Source organism: Ilumatobacter sp. (assembly GCF_030065885.1).
Lineage (GTDB): Bacteria > Actinomycetota > Acidimicrobiia > Acidimicrobiales > Ilumatobacteraceae > Ilumatobacter.
In genome coordinates this window covers 1-14,380 of sequence record NZ_JASJCS010000125.1, presented here as the reverse complement: position 1 = coordinate 14,380, position 14,380 = coordinate 1, and the positions used below count along the sequence as shown (strand labels likewise).

Genomic DNA, 14,380 nt, shown 5'->3' with positions numbered 1-14,380 from the left:
TCGAGTGGGTCCAGACCAGTGCCGATGCGCCGTTCCTGGCGTCCTCGACGTGCTCGGTCGCCGATTTCGTGCACCCTCGTTACCGGGCGATCTGCGAGCAGATCGGCCAGCGACCGATCTTCCATCGCAAGCAATGGGAGCACGTGTTCATCCTCGGCCACCTCGAGCGGGCGGGGCTGCTCGGCGACGGTTCGCGCGGCCTGGCGTTCGGCGTCGGTTCCGAGCCGCTGCCGGCGGCGTTCGCTGCGGCCGGGAGTGAGATCTGCGCCACCGACGCGCCGCCGAGCATCGGACACGGTTCGGGCTGGGTCGACACCAACGAGTACGCCGACGGACTGGCGCAGTTGCGCCGCGACGATCTGATCGACGCCGCGACGCTCGCACGCCGAGTGACGTACCGCGTTGCGGACATGAACTCGATCCCCGACGACCTCGAGGGTTTCGACTTCTGCTGGTCGGCGTGCTGCTTCGAGCACCTCGGCAGCCTGCAGCACGGCGTCAACTTCGTGATCGACAGCGTCGAGCGCTGCCTGCGGCCCGGGGGCGTCGCCGTCCACACCACCGAGCTCAACCTCTCGTCGGACGACGACACCTTCGAGTCACCCGATCTGTCGATCTACCGGCGGCGCGACATCGAGGAGCTGGTCGACACGCTCCGGTCCCGCGGGCACGAGGTCGAGCCGTTCCGCATCGCGCCCGACTCGCACCATCTCGATCACGTCGTCGACGTGCCGCCGTACCACCACGATCCGCACATCAAGCTCGAACTGGCGGGCTACGTGGTGACGTCGGTCGGGTTGGTGATCACCAGGGGGTCGTGAGGTCGGGCCTCAGGCCGGGCCGATGATCAGCGACCCGTTGTGGCCGCCGAAACCGAAGTTGTTCGACAGCGTCGGCCCGGGCTCCCACGGGCGCGGCTCGCCCATGACCACGTCGATCTCGATGTCGTCACCGAGGACCTTCGTGTTGGCGGTGGGCGGGATCAGGCGCTGGTCGATCGACAGCAGCACGGCGGCCGCCTCGAGTGCACCTGCGGCGCCGAGCGCGTGGCCCGTGACACCCTTGGTCGACACGACCGGCACGCTGTCGGCACCGAACACCGATCGGATGGCCGCTGCCTCGGCGGCGTCGTTGAGCGGTGTGCTCGTGCCGTGTGCGTTGATCTGCTTGATGTCGCCCGGCTCGAGGTCGGCGTCGGCGAGGGCGAGCTCCATGCACGTGATCGCACCGACACCGCCGGGCGACGGCGCCGTGATGTGGTGCGCGTCGGCGTTGCTGCCGCCGCCGAGCACCTCGGCGAGGATCCGCGCACCGCGGTCGACTGCGGACCCCCACTCTTCGAGCACCAGCACGGCCGCCCCTTCGCCCATGACGAAGCCGTCGCGGTCGACGTCGAAGGGCCGGCTCGTCCCCGTCGACGTCAGCGCCGTCATGTTGCCGAAGCCCGCCAGCGAGGTCGGGGTGGCAGCGTGCTCGGTGCCGCCGGTCACGACGGCATCGGCGAGGCCCCAGGCGATCAACCTCGCCGCATAGGTGATGGCGTGCGTGCCCGCTGCGCAGGCGGTGCAGATCGTCTCGTTGGGGCCCTGCAGACCGAACCGCATGGAGACGGCCGCGCCGGGTGCGTTGGGCATCATCATCGGCACGAGGAACGGCGAGACACGTCGGTCGCCCTTCTCGAGGCGCAGGGCGATCTGCTCTTCGAGGGTGTGGATGCCGCCGACGCCGGTCGCGAAGATCGTGCCGATGCGCGTCGGGTCGGCCGTCAGCGCGCCGGCCTGATCGAGCGCCTCGGTGGCGGCGGCGACGGCGAACTGCTCACTGAGGTCGGCGCGGCGAGCCTCTTTCGGCGAGTCGTAGTACGGCGACGAGTCCCACTCCTCGATGACCGAGGTGCGGCCCGTGCCGTCGAGGCCCGGCCCGAGCAGGCCCGACCAGAAGGCCTGCTTGCCGAGCCCGCACGGGGCGACGACGCCGAGGCCCGTGACCGCGACCCGGCGGCCCTGTCCCTTCATCTGGGTCCCTTGATCCGGCCGACCGCGTCAGAGCTTGGCGGCGACGAGGTCGTACGCCTGCCCGACGGTCTCGATGCCCTCGAGGTCCTCCTCGGGGACTTCGACGCCGAACTCCTCTTCGAGTGCCATCACCAGCTCGACGAGGTCGAGGCTGTCGGCGTCGAGATCATCGCCGAACTTCGCGTCGGGCGTGACCTGGTCCTCCGAGACGGACAGCACCTCGACGGCACACTTCTGGAAGCGGGCGAACAGTTCTTGGTCCAACGGATGTCTCCTTGCTGTGTGGGACTGGCCCAGTGTAGGGATCGGCCTGGGCGTCCGGGTGGTTCGATGTGGGCGGTTCGGTGTGCGGTCGTGTGGTTCGTTCGGGCGTACGGGGCGTTCGGGGGTGGCAGGTCAGTGGCCCATGCCGAGACCGCCGTCGACCGGGATGACGGCGCCGGTGATGTACGCGGCATCGGGCGAGGCGAGGAACGTGACCACGCCGGCGATCTCGTCGGGCTGGGCGGTGCGCTCGAGCGGCACGTTGGCGGTGATCGCCGCCAGACGCTCTTCGCCGAGCGCAGCGGTCATGTCGGTCGCCACCGGCCCGGGCGCCACCACGTTGACGGTGATGCCGCGCGAGCCGAGCTCGCGGGCGAGCGAACGCGCCAGGCCGATGAGTCCGGCCTTCGAGGCCGCGTAGTTGGCCTGGCCCGGTGCGCCGAGCATGCCGACGACCGACGACATGAGGATGATCCGGCCCTTGCGGGCCTTGAGCATGCCGCGCGCGGCCCGTTTCGTGACCCGGTACGAGGCGGTGAGGTTGGCGTCGAGCACGGTCGCGAAGTCGTCCTCGCTCATCCTGAGCAGCAACCCGTCGCGGGTGACGCCCGCGTTCGACACGAGGATCTCGACGGGGCCGCCGAACTCCTGCTCGATCGCCGCGAACGCGGCGTCGACCTGTTCGGAGTCGGTGACGTCGCACTTGACGCCGAAGAAGCCCTCGGGCGGTGGCGAGGAGTGGTAGGTGACGGCGACGTGGTCGCCCAGCGCCTTGAATCGCTCGGCACACGCCAGGCCGATCCCACGCGAGCCGCCGGTGACGAGCACCACACGGGGTTCGTCCGTCACTCGACGCCTCCACCCCAGCGGAGCACGCAGCTGGCGGCCGTCATGCCGCCGCCGAAGCCGACGAGGAGCAGGAGGTCCCCGTTCTGGACGCGACCGGTCTCGAGCGCATCAGCCATCGCGAGCGGGATCGACGCCGACGAGGTGTTGCCGGTGGTGTCGATGACCACCGCTGCCCGTTCGATCGGGATGCCGAGGCGGTCGCACGCGGCCTGGATGATGCGGATGTTGGCCTGATGCGGCACCACGAGCTTGACCTCCTCGGGATGCACCCCGGCGTGCAGCATCGACTTCTCGGCCGAGTCGACCATGATCCGCACGGCCCGCCGGAAGACCTCTTGGCCCTCCATCTTGATGGTGCCGCCGACGTCGGCCTGCAGGATCGGGAGCGCCGAGCCGTCGGCGTCGAGATCCCAGCCGAGGAGCTGGCCGGGTCCGTCGACCGATTCGATCACCACGGCGCCCGAGCCGTCGGCGAAGAGGGGGGCGGTCGCGCGGTCGTCCCAATCGGTGATGCGTGACAACGTGTCGGTGCCGATGACGAGCACGCGATCGGCACCCATCGCGACCAGGCCGTGGGCGGTGACGAGCGCGTACACGAAGCCCGAGCACGCGGCGTTGACGTCGAACGCGCCGCAGAAGAGATCGAGCTCGTTCTGCACGGCCGCCGCGTTGCCCCACTGCCAGTCGGGTGTGGTGGTCGAGAGCACGAGGGCGTCGATCCGGGAGGGCTCGAGGCCGGCCATCTCGAGCGCCTGACGGCCCGAGTCGACCGAGAGGCCGATCGTCGTGCCGCCGATGCGGCGTTCCTTGATGCCCGTGCGGGCCTGGATCCACTCGTCGCTGGTGTCCATGGTGGCGGCGAGCTCGTCGTTGGTGACGATCTTCTCGGGCAGCGCGGTACCCCAGCCGGAGATGACGGCGCCGCGGGCGCCGGGGCGGATGGCTGGCATGGTGGGTCTCCTCGGATCGGTGCGTCGGGATCGGTTCGTCGGGTGGTGTCGCGGTTCGGTCGATGCGGTGTGGCTGGCGGTCTTGTCGTCGGTCTTGGTGTGGGTTGGTCAGTCGGTGCGGAGCCAGGCGATCGGCTGGCGGGAGGTGACGCGTTCGGTCTCGAGGGCGATGAAGCTCTGGAAGACGCCCTCGAACGGTGAGCGCACCTCGTGCTCGCCGACGTGGCCGAGCAGCGCACCGACCTCGACGGTGGCGCCCGGCTCGTAGGCGGTCGGCGTGAAGAGTCCGGCCGCGGGCGACACCACGATGCGCTCGACGGCGAACAGGTGCTCGCCCTCGACCTCGGACTTCGGCGTTGCCGACTCGCCTCCGATCCAGTGGAGCAGCTTGTCGAGATCATCGGGTGTGGCGACCGACAGCGTGCGGGCTCCTTCGACGCTGCGCTTGGCCATGCCGGTCAGGACGCCGCCCGGCCCGAGCTCGGCGAAGTCGGTCACACCGAGACCGGCCAGTGTCTGGAGGCAGTGCTTCCACCGGACGGGGCTCGAGAGCTGTGCCGAGAGTAGCGAGATCCACTCGCCGCCCCGGTCGTGGGGCTTGGCGTCGACGTTGGACACGACCGGGATCTCGGCATCGCGGATGTCGGCTGCGGCGATCGCACCCCGTAGCCGCTCGCGGGCCGACGACATGAAACCCGTGTGGAACGCGCCCGAGACCTGCAGCCCCATCACGCGCTTGGCGCCGAGCTCTTTCGCGTGCTTGCCGGCGGCCTCGACGCCGTCGGGCGACCCGGCGATCACGACCTGCCCCGGCGCGTTGTAGTTGGCGACCCAGACGTCGGCGTCGGCGAGGTTGCATGCGACGCCGACCTGGTCGTCGTCGAGGCCGAGGACGGCGGCCATGGTGCCGGGCTGCTCGTTGCCGGCGTCGTGCATCGCGGCGGCGCGCTCGGCGACGAGCTCGACGCCCTCGTCGAAACCGAGTGCGCCGGTGGCGGCCAGCGCCGTGTACTCACCCAGGCTGTGGCCGGCGCAGAAGCTGGCCTCGATGCCGAGGCGCTCGACGGCGTCGAGCACCATGAGGCTCGAGACGAACGTCGTCAGCTGCGCGTTTCGCGTGTCGCGGAGCTCGTCGGCGTCGGCGTCGAGCAGCAGCGCGGCGACGTCGCGGTCGGCGACCTCGCTGGCCTCGTCGACGAGCTCCCAGCTCTCGTGGTCGACCCAGGGACGCCCCATCCCCGGCCGCTGCGACCCCTGACCGGGGAACGTGAATGCGAGCATCAGCGCGAGGCTAGACGGATTCCATCGGGGTCCTCGCGCTACCCGCAGGTAACCCGCGGTTTCCGGATGTCGACCGTCGCGCCGGCATCTCACAGCGTCGTCACCGGGGCCTCCGGCGGTGTCGGATCCCGTGTCGGCGGAGCGCCGTGGCATACGCTCGGCAGCCATGAGTATGGATCCGCCGTCGTCGCCTCCGCCGCCGCCACCACCGCCACCGCCGCCGCCACCACCGATGGGTGGCGCGCCGATGGCTGGCGGGCAGCCCGGTGTGCCGGGCACGCGGCCGCTCGCATCCGCAGGGATGCGGGTGCTGGCGCGCTTCCTCGACGCGGTGATCCTCGCGCTGGTGTTCGGCACGATCTTCGCTGCGATCGTCCTGAGCGGCGACGACTCCGCCGGCTTCGGCGGCTTCGGATCCGACGCCAGCTTCGGCGAGCTGTACCTGTTGGGACTGCTCGGCGTCGCGGCAGGATTCGTGTGGGACGCCGTGTGCACGAAGCAGTTCGGCGGCACCCCGATGAAGCTGGCGTTCGGGATGCGCGTCGTGCGCGCCGACAACGGCGGCGACGTCGAGTGGAGTCATGCGATCCTCCGCTGGGCCATCCCCGGTGCGCTCTCGCTGCTGCCGATCCCGGTGCTGCCGGGGCTGATCAACATCGTCGTGGTGATCGTCAGCCTCGTGTTCATCTTCAGCAAGCCGCTGCGGCAGGCGGTGTGGGACCAGATCGCGAAGACCATCGTCGTCACCACGCGTTGATCCGCCGCCGCAGCGCGGCCCGGTGCGCCGGTAGCCTCGGCCCGCACGCCCCGGTAGCCCAACGGCAGAGGCAGCGGTCTCAAACACCGTCCAGTGTGGGTTCGAATCCCACCCGGGGCACATGGCTTCGTGGCTGGTCCGCCGTCGGTTGACGCAGAACACGTCTCGACTCAGCTCGTTGCGCGCCGAGCTGGCGCAGATCGACGAGCAGTTCGACGTGTTCACGTCGGACGCCGACGACCAGGCGCTCCGGGCGATGGTGTCCGAGACGCCTGGCGCAGCGTTCGAGGCGAACGACGCCCGCAAGCACGCCGACGCCATGGCGCGCCACCGCCAGCACGTGATCGACAAGATCCGCGAGCTCGAGGTCCGGCAGGACGAGTTGCTCGACAAGCTCTCGGCCGGCGCGTGACCTCTCTGGTTGAATGGGTTCGGGTCGGGATCGTCCCGAGCTCATGGGATCGATGCCGAATGGACCGATGCTGAAAGGACCGATGTGTCACTGCGAGTCGTGATCGCCGAAGACGAGGCCATCATCCGGATGGACCTGCGCGAGACCCTCGAGGAAGAGGGCTACGACGTCGTCGGCGAGACCGGGCGCGGTGACGAGGCGGTCGAGCTGGTCCGTACGTTGCTGCCTGACCTCGCCGTGCTCGACGTGAAGATGCCGGGCATGGACGGTCTCGAGGCCGCCGGCATCATCACCGACGAGAAGTTGTGCGGCGTCCTGATCCTGACGGCGTTCTCGCAGCGCGAGGTCGTCGAGCAGGCGCGGGACGCGGGCGCGTTGGCGTATCTCGTCAAGCCGTTCCAGAAGAGCGACCTGATCCCGGCGATCGAGGTGGCGATCGGACGGTTCCGCGAGCTGCGCAACCTCACGGGCGAGATCGACGCGCTCGGTGAGCAGCTCGAGGCGCGCAAGACGATCGACCGCGCCAAGGGCGTGCTGATCGACGAGTGCGACATGAAGGAGGCCGACGCGTTCGCGTTCATCCAGCGCACGGCGATGAGCGGGCGCACGAAGATGCGCGACGTCGCCGAACTGATCCTCGACGGCACCCTCCGGCCGTAGCTCACGCCCCAGGACGCGCCGCCGGCGCTGCACCATGATTCCGATCGTGTCGTCAGACGCCAGCGCGTGGTTCGCGGTCCGACCTCGGCTGCCACTGGCCACGCGCAAGGAGCGCCCGGTCAGCGCGCCTGGGGATGCGTGCGGTCGCACGAACCCGGTTCGGTGTTGAGGTGTGTCGGGGCGAGTGTGGCGGCGGTGTGGCGGGACGTTCGCGGAGTTGGCAATCGAGATGGCGCGCCGCGGCCCGTTCGGGCGGATCGTGACAACTCGAGCGATCAACTCGTGAGTGAGTACCCCGGCCCGGTGGAAGCGGGATGTCGCACGTCTCCCTCGGAGATCAAACGGGCTCGTCGCCCGATTGCCCCGGTTCGTTCTGCGTGACGATGATCCGGAGCGCGATGATCGGATCGTGCGCCGCAGCTCGAGGCCCGGACCGCTCGCCATCGGGAAGCGAACGCGTGTGGTGGGCACCTACCGGGCCCATTGGGAGATGAGCAGGTTCGAGATTGCGGTCCGCGGACACCGTCGGCCCGTCGTATGTCAGCTGGTACCCGGTGAGGATGCTCAGTCAGGCCTGTTCGAGGCGGCGGGCATCGAGCTGCCCGAGCTCGGCACTTGGCGCAGGCATCCGGGCCTGGTGTTCGACGTCATCGCTGATGTGACGCCTCTCGAGTACGGCCGATTCGGGCATCGAGGGATGTGTCGTTGGCGGCTTCGCGTCGATGGCTGGGTGCAGGTCGCTGCTCGGCGGTGACCACCCCCGGCCCGGTCAAAACGGGGTGCCGTACCCGTCCGTCACGCTGGCCGGGCGAGGACGACGAGGATCGCGCAGGAGGATCTGCCGTGAACCGCTGGCGCCGGTGGCCGATCTCTCACAGATGCCGAAGCAGTGCCGCAACCCCGTCCGACCAGCTGACCGATGAGCGGCCCTGACGCCACTCGGCAGCGGCCGTCCGAGTCGCGCGGTGTGCCTGGGGCTTCAGCGGATAGGTGCGTCTCGCTCGGCGAACGGTTTCTCCGTCGCCTTGCTGCGCAGGCGACATCGTGCACCGTGACGATTGGGTCGCCCCGCCTCTCGGCTGGGCTCCCTGGCACCACTCGTGCCACGACGTGGACTCGCTGGCCGGGGTGCGGGTCGCGAAGTTGACAACTCAGGTTGCGCGCAGGCGTTCGTTCTGTCGAGTCGTGACAACCCAGGTTGTCAACTCCGCGAGATCCTCACCCCGAGCCCGGTCGGCACGGCGTGTCACACCCGTTCGGCACGATGTACGGATGACGTGTCCGTCGGAGATCAAGCAGCACATCGAGCAGGCGCTCGGTGGCGACCCGCGCCTCGCCGTGGTCGCCGTCCGCCGTCTTGCGAGCGAGGATCTGCCATGGCTCGAGGAACGCGTTGTCCGACTCGCTCGGGCCGACGGGTACTCCTGGGCGCGATTGGGCCGACTGTTGGGGAGGTCTCGCCAGGCGGTCAGGACGCGGTTCGGCGAGATCGACGGCACGCGGCAGCCGTTCCCGTTTCGCACGATGCGCGACGACGCCCGGATCATGGTGCACTGGTACGAGGCCAAGGCCGACGCCCGTCGCCGCACGGAGTTCGACGGCCTGAGCCCCGACGACGTCGTCGCATGGTGACGACCACGATGCGATGGAGACGCGATGTGCCCGGCGCCACCTGCGCCGGAGCGCGGCCGCCGAGCGTGAGCGTCGCGACCACTCGTCCACGTAACCTCACGTCCGTGGGTACCTACCTCCTCGTCGACGGCAACTCGCTGACCTACCGGGCGTTCTTCGCGCTCCCGTCCGACATGGCGACGGCGAGCGGGCAGGTCACCAACGCCGTGTTCGGCTTCACGTCGATGCTGATCAACGTCATCAAGGACCACCAGCCCGACGGCATGCTCGTGGCGTTCGACCGTCCCGAACCGACGTTCCGCCACGAGGCCGAGCCCGAGTACAAGGCGCAACGCGAGGCGGCACCCGACATCCTGCGCCAGCAGATGGGCCTCGTCCGTGAGGTGCTCGACTCGCTCGGCGTGCAACAGCTCGAGGCGGCCGGTTGGGAGGCCGACGATCTCATCGCCGCCGCGTCGGACGCCATCGTCGAGCGCGGCGACGACGTGATCATCGTCACCGGCGATCGCGACAGCTACCAGCTCGTCGAGGACCCGCACGTGAAGGTGCTCTACAACAAGCGCGGCGTCAGCGACTACGCGCTCTACGACGAGGCCGGCATCGCCGAGCGGACCGGTGTCACGCCCCAGCTCTACCCGCAGTACGCCGCGCTGCGCGGCGACAACTCCGACAACCTGCCGGGCGTACCAGGGGTGGGGGAGAAGACCGCGGCGAAGCTGATCAACAAGTACGGCGGCCTCGACGGGATCTTCGAACACGTCGACGAGCAGACCCCGAAGCTCCGAGCGAACCTCGCCGAGCACGAGGAGCGGGTCCGCAAGAACCTCGAGCTGATGATCCTGCGCCACGATGCGCCGCTCGACACGGTCGACCTCGACGACCTCGCGATCTCACCCAAGCCCGACGAGCAGCAGCGGCTGTTCGACTTCCTCGAGTTCCGCACGCTCGGCGATCGGCTCGCGGAAGCGCTCGGTCCCAGCTCGGGCATCCGGGCCAGCGGTCCGCGCGAGGAGCTGGTGGCCGAGGTCACGACCGTCGACGACGCAGAGTCGGCGTCGAGCCTGATCGCCGAGTTCGCCGTGATCGACATCGCCGGGGCCTGGGACGGTGAGCCCGGCCGAGGTGATCTGCTCGGCGTCGCCGTCGTCACCAACCCGGCGACGTCGGCCGTGGCATGGATCCCGGGTGAGCTGTTGCGCTCGGACGCCGTTGCCGAAGCCCTCGGCTCCCACGCCCACGTGCGCGGCCACAACGTGAAGGCGCTGATGCGCTCACTGCTGGAGGCGGACGTCGATGTCCGCGGACTGCAGCTCGACACGGCGATCGCCGCCTACCTGATCGACCCCGCCGAGGCGCGGTACGAGCTCGCCGATCTGCTCGAGAAGTTCACCGAGTTCGCACCGCCGAGCGACGACGCCGCGAGCGCCGGTCAGCTCGATCTCGACGGCACGGCCGTCACCGAGTCCGAGCGAGCCGGTCGCGACGCCCTCGCCGTCCACCACATCGCCGGCCCGATCGAGGCGAGCCTCGACGCGCAGGGCATGGCCGAGCTGTACCACTCGATCGAGAACCCGCTGGTCCGTGTGTTGGCGAAGATGGAGAACGTCGGTGTCGGGGTCGACGCCGACGCGCTCCGGGGCATCAACGAGCGTCTCACCGCCGAGGTCGAGTCGCTCGGCGTCGAGCTGCGACAGGTCGCCGGCCACGACGACCTCAACCTGAATTCGCCGACACAGCTCCGTGCGCTGCTGTTCGACGAGAAGGAGCTCAGCCCGCAGGGCATCAAGAAGACCAAGTCCGGCTACTCGACCGACGCCCAGACGCTTGAGAAGCTCAAGGACCAGTGGCCCGAGTTCATCGTGCCGCTGTTGCGCCACCGCGAGGTCGAGAAGCTGCGCGGCACGTACGGCGAAGGTCTCCTGCAGGAGGTGGGCGACGACAGCCGGATCCACGCCACGTTCAACCAGACGGTGGCTCGCACCGGCCGGCTGAGCTCGGACCAGCCGAACCTGCACAACATCCCGGTGCGCAGCGACGAGGGCCGCGTGTTCCGCACCGCCTTCGTGCCGACATCGGGCCGCCAGCTGCTGGTGGCCGACTACAACCAGATCGAGCTGCGCTGCATCGCACATCTCGCCGCCGACCCGGGCCTCGTCGACGCGTTCACGAGCGGCCAGGACATCCACAACGCGACGGCGGCGCGGGTGTTCGGCGTCGACACCGACGACGTCACGCTCGACCAGCGATCGAAGGCGAAGATGGTGTCGTACGGTCTGGCGTACGGCATGGAGGCGTACGGCCTCGGGCAGCGCTTGGTGATACCGACCGAGGAGGCCGCCGTCATCCTCGACGCCTACTTCGAGGCGTTCCCGAACGTGAAGGCCTACATGGACGCCACGGTGCAGGAGGCGCGCAAGAACGGCTTCACCGAGACGCTCTTCGGTCGTCGCAGGCCGATCCCCGAGCTGCTCAACTCCAATTGGCGGATCCGCCAGGCGGGGGAGCGGCAGGCGATGAACGCCGGCATCCAGGGCCTGGCCGCCGACATCTTCAAGGTCGCGCTCGTGCGCATCGACGACGCGCTCGAGTCAGGCGGCTACGAGAGCGAGCTGGTGCTGCAGGTCCACGACGAGGTGATCGTCGAGGTGCCGCCCGCCGAGCACGACGCAGTCGGGGACCTGGTGGTCGAGCTGATGCGGGGCGCCGCCGAGCTCGATGTCCCCCTCGAGGTCAACGTCTCGTGGGGCGAGACCTGGGCGGCCGCCAAGGGCTGACTGCGGCGTGGTCGGGGAGCCCGATTTATCACACAACGTGGCGAGATGACCGCGTAACGTTGAACAAGTGTTGACTTGCCTTTCGGGCGCCGAACAGGTTTCATAACGACGTTCCATCAACCACCCCCCTTGTTGACACGATGGATGGAACGAAAGGCGGAAGATCCATGAAGCAGCACCTCCGGCGGTCGCGCATCGGCAAGCTGGTCGGCGGCGTCCTCGTCAGCGGCGCGCTCTCGGCCGGCATGGCCGCCGGGGTCGCCTCGGCCGACGAACCCGTGCAACACGTCGCCTCGTTCGAGGTGGTCGAGGCGAAGGAGGAGGCGAACGAGACGAGCCCCCTCACGTCGTTCAAGTTCCCCGGCGCCACCATGATGCGAGCGGGGATCCGATGGTGATCGCAACGTGCCGGCTGGGCGGACGCTGGTCCTGACACAGCCGCACCACGACGTCGACAACCCGAGGTGAGCGAAGCAATTCGCTCACCTCGGGTCTTTTTCGTGCCGATAGAGGTTCGTGCACGACGACCGATCGACGGGCGCCGACAGGGCGTCGGCGACCAAGGCGAGCTCGCGTCAGCCGAGGGCCGACGCCGCACGGCGCACCTACCTGCTGTCGGCGGCGCTGACGGCGTTCGCCGCCCTCGGTCTCGTCCGTCTCGATCTCGATGCGTTCCCGTCGGTCGGCTGGGCGATGCCGGTCTGGGCGGTCGCCGCACTGGCGGTCGCCGGCGCGCTGATGGTCTTCGACGTGGAGTTCCGGAGCGAGACGTACACCTTCACCTTCGCCGAGCTCGTCCTGGTGCTCGGCCTGTTCTTCGCCACGCCGGCGTCGCTGATCGTCGGCCGCCTCGGCGGCGAGCTGCTCTTCCTCACGATCCGCGAGCGGCAACCGCTCCGCAAGCTGTCGATGAACCTCTCGGCGTTCTTCGCCGAGACGGTCGTGCTCTTCACGGTGCAGCAGGCGCTGATGCCCGAGATGGACGCACGCGAACCCCGGAGCTGGCTCGTTGCGCTCGTGGCCGTCGTCGCGGCCGAGCTCGTCGGGTTCTCAGCCGTCGCCACCGCGGTCCGGTGGCACGGCGGTCCGCTCACGTTCCGGTCGATCCTCCAGATCGGGCTCGTCACCGCACCGGCGAACACGAGCCTCGCGCTGGTGATCTGCGTCCTGCTCGACGCCGAGCCGCTCGCCGTGCCGCTGCTCGGCGGCGTCGCCGTCTTCCTGCTCGTCACCTACCGGTCCTACAGCGCACTGAGGCAGCGCTACGAGAGCCTCAGCCTGCTGTACGACTTCACCCATCTCGTCAGCGGCGCCCGAGAGCCCGACGAAGTGCTCGACGCGATGCTCAACCAGGCGAAGGACCTGTTGCGTGCCGAGCGGGCGGAGTTCTGGCTCCAGCGCGGCGACGACGTGTACCAGCGCCATGTGGTCGACGACGAGGGGCACTCGTCGTCGCGGCTCTCGATCCCGGCCGGTCTGGCACAGCTCGTCGCGGACGGCCTCGCTGATCGCCACGATGCGGTCCTGCTCGCCCGAGGGGAGCCGACGCGGCCGTCCAGCGCGCTCGGCGACCTCGGCGCCCGTGATGCGCTCGTGGCACCGATCCTCGAAGGCGATCTCCTGATCGGGTTCGTGGTGGTCGCCAACCGGTTGAGCGACATCTACACCTTCGTCAACCAGGACGCTCGGATCTTCGGCACCTTGGCGAGCCACGCCGGGGTCGCACTCCAGAACGGACGGTTGATCCAGCGACTTCACGAGCAGGCCCGCCAGCGTGAGCACGAGGCGCTCCACGACCCGCTCACGGGCCTGCCGAACCGTGCCCAGTTCGCCGACCGGCTCGAGCGGCGCTTCGACGATCTCGGGCATCGCGAGATCGCGATCGCGCTGATGGACCTCGACGGTTTCAAGGAGATCAACGACACGCTCGGGCACCAGAGCGGCGATCGGGTGCTGGTCGAGGTCGCGGCGCGGCTGCAGGAGGTCGTCGACGACGACACGCTCGCCGTGCGGCTCGGCGGCGACGAGTTCGCACTGTTGGCCCCGCCACGTGCGACCCGGGCCGGTCTCGAGGCGACCTGCGGCGCGATCAGGCGCGCGATCGGCGCACCGATCGACATCGACGGGATCCACGTCACGATGGGCGTCAGCATCGGACTCGCGCTCGCGCCGCACGACGGAGCCACCGCCGAGACCCTGATCCGGTGCGCCGACGTCGCGATGTACGCCGCGAAGTCGGGGAGTGGGTCGGGCGTCTGCTTCTACGACGCCGACTACGACGAGAACACGCCGCGCCGCTTGACGCTCGCGCACGAGCTGAGGACGGCGCTCGAGGCGCGGCAACTCCACGCCGTGTTCCAGCCGAAGATCGCACTCGCGACGGGCCGGGTGACGGGCGTCGAGGCGCTCTGTCGCTGGGAGCATCCGACGCTGGGCACGGTGATGCCCGACGAGTTCATCCCGCTCGCCGACCGGATCGGCGCCAGCGGCGAACTGACGGCGTTGATGCTCTCGACCTCGATCGAGCAGGTCGAGCGATGGGAGGCGGCCGGGCAACGGCTCGACGTGGCGGTCAACGTGTCGATGCAAGCGCTCGTCGACCCGGGCCTGGTCGAGACGGTGCGCCGGCTGCTGGCCGACTCGACCATCGAGCCGCGACGGCTGACGCTCGAGATCACCGAGACCAACGTGATGTCCGACGCCGAGCGGACGCTCGGCGTCCTCGGCGAGCTGGCCGCCGTCGGCGTGCGGCTCTCGATCGACGACTTCGGCACCGGCTACTCGTC

At 69.4% G+C, this 14,380-nt stretch carries 13 protein-coding genes and 1 tRNA gene; 9 read left to right on the top strand and 5 right to left on the bottom strand.

What is annotated here, in order from left to right; genetic code table 11:
• On the top strand, positions 1-821 hold an 821-nt coding region (locus QNJ12_RS20215), incomplete at its 5' end, for a cyclopropane-fatty-acyl-phospholipid synthase family protein (protein ID WP_300625453.1).
• Positions 822-830: 9 nt separating this feature from the next.
• Here QNJ12_RS20215 and QNJ12_RS20210 read toward each other — a convergent pair.
• From QNJ12_RS20210 to fabD, 5 genes are all read right to left on the bottom strand, one after another.
• Positions 831-2,015, bottom strand: a complete 1,185-nt coding sequence (locus QNJ12_RS20210) for a beta-ketoacyl synthase (protein WP_300625451.1) — start codon at positions 2,013-2,015, stop codon at positions 831-833.
• Positions 2,016-2,042: 27 nt separating this feature from the next.
• A complete protein-coding gene (gene acpP, locus QNJ12_RS20205) occupies positions 2,043-2,279 on the bottom strand; it encodes an acyl carrier protein (RefSeq protein ID WP_300625449.1) in 237 nt (78 codons plus the stop codon).
• Positions 2,280-2,411: 132 nt separating this feature from the next.
• Positions 2,412-3,128 (bottom strand): beta-ketoacyl-ACP reductase, encoded by a 717-nt coding sequence (locus QNJ12_RS20200; RefSeq protein ID WP_300625448.1) that lies wholly within the window; start codon positions 3,126-3,128, stop codon positions 2,412-2,414.
• Positions 3,125-4,078 (bottom strand): beta-ketoacyl-ACP synthase 3, encoded by a 954-nt coding sequence (locus tag QNJ12_RS20195; protein ID WP_300625446.1) that lies wholly within the window; start codon positions 4,076-4,078, stop codon positions 3,125-3,127. The genes QNJ12_RS20200 and QNJ12_RS20195 overlap by 4 nt, the downstream gene beginning before the upstream one ends.
• 108 nt (positions 4,079-4,186) lie before the next feature.
• Positions 4,187-5,359 (bottom strand): ACP S-malonyltransferase, encoded by a 1,173-nt coding sequence (fabD, locus tag QNJ12_RS20190; protein ID WP_300625445.1) that lies wholly within the window; start codon positions 5,357-5,359, stop codon positions 4,187-4,189.
• A gap of 166 nt (positions 5,360-5,525) precedes the next feature.
• Between fabD and QNJ12_RS20185 the strand changes: the two genes are divergently transcribed.
• From QNJ12_RS20185 to QNJ12_RS20150, 8 genes are all read left to right on the top strand, one after another.
• Complete coding sequence (locus QNJ12_RS20185; RefSeq protein ID WP_300625444.1) at positions 5,526-6,116, top strand: RDD family protein; 591 nt, start codon at positions 5,526-5,528, stop codon at positions 6,114-6,116.
• 47 nt (positions 6,117-6,163) lie between these two features.
• Positions 6,164-6,236 (top strand) — tRNA-Leu (locus QNJ12_RS20180).
• Between the two features lies 1 nt (position 6,237).
• Positions 6,238-6,528 (top strand): hypothetical protein, encoded by a 291-nt coding sequence (locus QNJ12_RS20175; RefSeq protein ID WP_300625443.1) that lies wholly within the window; start codon positions 6,238-6,240, stop codon positions 6,526-6,528.
• Between the two features lie 84 nt (positions 6,529-6,612).
• A complete protein-coding gene (locus QNJ12_RS20170) occupies positions 6,613-7,188 on the top strand; it encodes a response regulator (protein ID WP_300625442.1) in 576 nt (191 codons plus the stop codon).
• Positions 7,189-8,460: 1,272 nt separating this feature from the next.
• On the top strand, positions 8,461-8,820 hold the full coding sequence (locus QNJ12_RS20165) for a hypothetical protein (protein ID WP_300625441.1): 360 nt from the start codon (positions 8,461-8,463) through the stop codon (positions 8,818-8,820).
• 104 nt (positions 8,821-8,924) lie between these two features.
• Complete coding sequence (gene polA / locus QNJ12_RS20160; RefSeq protein ID WP_300625439.1) at positions 8,925-11,594, top strand: DNA polymerase I; 2,670 nt, start codon at positions 8,925-8,927, stop codon at positions 11,592-11,594.
• Between the two features lie 167 nt (positions 11,595-11,761).
• A complete protein-coding gene (locus QNJ12_RS20155) occupies positions 11,762-11,992 on the top strand; it encodes a hypothetical protein (protein ID WP_300625437.1) in 231 nt (76 codons plus the stop codon).
• A 118-nt stretch (positions 11,993-12,110) separates the two neighbouring features.
• On the top strand, positions 12,111-14,380 hold a 2,270-nt coding region (locus QNJ12_RS20150), incomplete at its 3' end, for an EAL domain-containing protein (protein ID WP_300625435.1).